This window comes from Paraburkholderia sp. (assembly GCF_035501035.1).
GTDB lineage: Bacteria > Pseudomonadota > Gammaproteobacteria > Burkholderiales > Burkholderiaceae > Paraburkholderia.
On the sequence record NZ_DATJWR010000074.1, the window covers coordinates 1 to 3,690 of the forward strand.

Below are 3,690 nucleotides of genomic sequence, written 5' to 3' on the forward strand. Positions count from 1 at the left end.
GCCGCCCGCGCGTTGCGGCCATTCGACGAGGCACACCGCATCTTGCGCGAAGTATTCGCGAAAGCCCGAGTCGGCCCATTCGGCCGGATCGCTGAAACGGTACAGATCGAAGTGATAGAGCTGGAGTTCCCCGTGCCCCTCATCGCGGGCCGGCACCGTATAGGGTTCGACGAGCGTGTAGGTCGGGCTGCGCACACGGCCCGCGTGGCCGAGCGCACGCAACGTGGCGCGCACGAGCGAGGTCTTGCCCGCGCCGAGGTCGCCGTGCAGTTGCACGTGCAGGCCATGAAAGGGCGGTGCGCCGTGTTGCTGCGCGCCGCTTGCGCGCAGCGATTCGAGCGCGTGCGCGAAGCGCGCGCCGAAGGCGTCGGTGGCGGCTGCGTCTGCGAGATCGAATCGGCGCTGGAGGCGAACCTCGGCTGACGGATCGAGCGGAAGAGGCGCGTGGTCGTGACCGGGCGTGTCGGGCATTCTCGTAAAATGACGTGATGAAACCCACGCTTTCCCCGTCCAACTTCGCGCAGGATGCGCGCGCGTCTTCCGAGGCGCTCGCTCCTTCGTCCGCTCAGCCGGCTGAGGGAGCGCATGTGCCACTAGATTCGCGTGCGCCTCGACGGGAGCCGCCGATGCCGCTCGATGAGGCGGCGCTCGCCGCGCTCGCGGCGCGCATACGGACGTGGGGGCGCGAGCTGGGGTTCGGTGCGATCGGCATCAGCGACACCGATCTTTGCCATGCCGAGGCGGGCCTCGCCGCGTGGCTCGAAGCAGGCTGCCACGGCGAGATGGATTATATGGCCAAACATGAGATGAAACGCGCGCGGCCCGCCGAGCTTGTGGCCGGCACGCGACGCGTGATCACCGCACGCATGGCCTATCTGCCCGTCTCCACGCTTGCGCCGGATGCGAGCGGAAAGGCGCACGAAAGTGCGTCGCAAGGTGGTGGCGAAGTCGCCCGCAGAGGTGCTGGCGAAGGTGCCAGCGAAGGTGCCGCCCGAGTTGCCGGCGAAGGTGCTGCCGGAGTTGCCAGCGAAGGTGTTGCCGAAGTTGCCAGCGAAGGAGCCGGCGGAGTTGCCAGCGAAATTGCCGCCGATGTTGCCACCGACAGCAGCAAGCGCGCTGGCACGAACGTTGCCGTCGTAAGCAACGCTGCCGACTGGCGCCTGCGCGAGCACGCGCGCCTTGCCGACCCGCATGCGGCGGTCGTGTCCATCTACGCGCGCGGCCGCGACTATCACAAGGTGCTGCGCGCGCGCTTGCAGCAGCTTGCGGAGCGCATCGAGGCCGAGATCGGCGAGTTCGGCTATCGCGTGTTCACCGACTCCGCGCCCGTGCTCGAAGTCGAGCTTGCGCAGAAGGCGGGCGTAGGCTGGCGCGGCAAGCACACGCTGCTCCTGCAGCGCGACGCCGGTTCGCTCTTCTTCCTTGGCGAAATCTATGTGGACGTGCCGCTGCCCACCGACGCCGACGACCCCGCGAGCGCCGCGCCCGAGACCCCCGGCGCGCATTGCGGCAATTGCACGCGCTGCATCGGCGCATGCCCGACGGGCGCGATCACCGGGCCGTATCGCGTCGATGCGCGCCGCTGCATCTCGTATCTGACGATCGAACTCAAGGGCAGTATTCCCCTGGAACTGCGTGAACTGATCGGCAATCGTGTGTATGGCTGCGACGACTGCCAGCTCGTCTGTCCGTGGAACAAGTTTGCCCAGGCCGCGCCGGTCGCGGACTTCGACGTGCGCCACGGGCTAGATCGCGCGAGCCTCGTCGACCTGTTCGGCTGGAGCGCGGCGCAGTTCGACGAGCGCATGCAGGGCAGCGCGATCCGGCGCATCGGCTACGAGCGCTGGTCGCGCAACATCGCGGTGGCGATGGGCAATGCGCTGCGCGCGACGCGGCAAGGCGCGCGCGACGACAATGGCGCGCGAGACGCCATCGTGCAGGCGTTGCGCGCGCGTGAGCACGACGCGTCGGCGCTCGTGCGCGAGCACGTGCTCTGGGCGCTCGAGGCGGCCTGAAATCACACGATCCAGCAAACGCGCGAAAAGCGGCGGAGGCGAACATGAACGAGAGAACGACCGGCGATGCGCTGGAAATTGCGCGCGCGACGCGGCACCATGGCGAGCAGCGTTCGCGTACGAGGGAGGCAACCGTGTTCAACGCAGTGATCGACGCGCCGTTCGGCAAGGTCGGCATCCGCACCGGCGGCGGCGCGGTGCGCGAGATCGTCTATCTGGGCGCGCACACGGCGAGCGTCGAGCCGGATTGCGAGCTCGCCGCGCGTGCGGCCACGCAGATCCAACGGTATTTCGAACACGCCGACGCCGGCTTCGATCTGCCGCTCGCATCCCCCGGCACGCCGTTCCAGCGGCGCGTGTGGGCCGGCATCAGCGCGATCGAGAGGGGATGCGTGCTGACCTATGGCGAGCTTGCGAAGCGCATTGGCAGCATCAGTGCGCGCGCCGTGGGCCAGGCGTGCGGGTCGAACTATCTGCCGATCGTGATTCCGTGCCATCGCGTGGTGTCGGCGAGCGGCATCGGCGGTTTCGCGCATCACGGCGGCGAGGGCTTCTTTCGCGACGTGAAGCGCTGGCTCCTCGCACACGAAGGCGTGAATATCCGATAACGAAATCGATGACGACCACGACCACGACAAACGAATCCGCGCTGGCCGGACTCACCGACGAAAAGGACAACGACGCTGCGCCGCTCGATGCTGCCGCGTCCGAAGCGCTGGCGTCGAGCCTGAGCGCCATCGACACGTTCTGTGACGCCATGTGGCTCGAGCACGGTCTGTCGCGTAACACGCTCGAAGCGTACCGGCGTGACCTGCGCCTCTTCGCGCAATGGCTTGCGAGCGAGAGCGCCAACACGCTCGACACGACCCACGAGGACGACCTGCTCGCCTATAGCGCGCGGCGCAAGGATGACAAGTCGACTTCGGCGAACCGGCGCCTTTCGGTGTTCCGGCGCTACTACGGATGGGCGCTGCGCGAGCAGCGCGTGCAGTCGGACCCGACCGTACGCATCCGATCGGCCAGGCAGCCGCCGCGCTTTCCTTCCACGTTGAGCGAGGCCCAGGTCGAGGCGCTGCTCGGCGCGCCCGACGTCGCCACACCACTGGGGCTGCGCGATCGCACGATGCTCGAGCTGATGTACGCGAGCGGCCTGCGCGTGACGGAGCTCGTCACGCTCAAGACCGTCGAGGTCGGTTTGAACGAAGGCGTCGTGCGCGTGCTCGGCAAGGGTTCGAAGGAACGGCTGATTCCGTTCGGCGAGGAGGCGCATGCGTGGATCGAGCGTTACCTGCGCGAGTCGCGGCCCGCGCTGCTCGGCGCGCGCACGGCCGACGCCCTCTTCGTGACCGCGCGCGCCGAAGGCATGACGCGCCAGCAGTTCTGGCACATCATCAAGCGTCACGCGGCGGCCGCCGGCGTGCATGCGCCGCTCTCGCCGCACACCATGCGCCACGCGTTCGCCACGCACCTGCTCAACCACGGTGCCGACCTGCGCGTCGTGCAGCTTTTGCTCGGCCACAGCGACATCTCCACGACGCAGATCTATACGCACGTCGCCCGTGAGCGGCTGCGGCTGCTGCACGCGAAGCATCATCCGCGCGGCTAGGGCGGCGCGGCCTCTGCTCGTTACTCGTGCGCGGGCACAGCGAACGCAGTGGGCGATTAAAATGTCGCG

The 3,690-nt window shown here is 68.2% G+C and carries 4 protein-coding genes; 3 read left to right on the forward strand and 1 reads right to left on the reverse strand.

What is annotated here, in order from left to right:
• Positions 1-471: tRNA (adenosine(37)-N6)-threonylcarbamoyltransferase complex ATPase subunit type 1 TsaE (gene tsaE, locus VMJ11_RS05215; RefSeq protein WP_325617631.1), on the reverse strand; the 471-nt coding region annotated here is incomplete at its 3' end.
• A gap of 155 nt (positions 472-626) precedes the next feature.
• Here tsaE and queG point away from each other — a divergent pair.
• From queG to xerD, 3 genes are all read left to right on the forward strand, one after another.
• On the forward strand, positions 627-2,015 hold the full coding sequence (queG, locus tag VMJ11_RS34405; protein ID WP_414694305.1) for a tRNA epoxyqueuosine(34) reductase QueG: 1,389 nt from the start codon (positions 627-629) through the stop codon (positions 2,013-2,015).
• A gap of 134 nt (positions 2,016-2,149) precedes the next feature.
• A complete protein-coding gene (locus tag VMJ11_RS05230; protein ID WP_325617635.1) occupies positions 2,150-2,623 on the forward strand; it encodes a methylated-DNA--[protein]-cysteine S-methyltransferase in 474 nt (157 codons plus the stop codon).
• Positions 2,624-2,631: 8 nt separating this feature from the next.
• Positions 2,632-3,621 carry a site-specific tyrosine recombinase XerD gene (gene xerD, locus VMJ11_RS05235; protein WP_325617633.1) on the forward strand — a complete coding sequence of 330 codons (990 nt, stop codon included), beginning with the start codon at positions 2,632-2,634 and terminating at the stop codon, positions 3,619-3,621.
• The last annotated feature ends 69 nt before the right edge of the window (positions 3,622-3,690 follow it).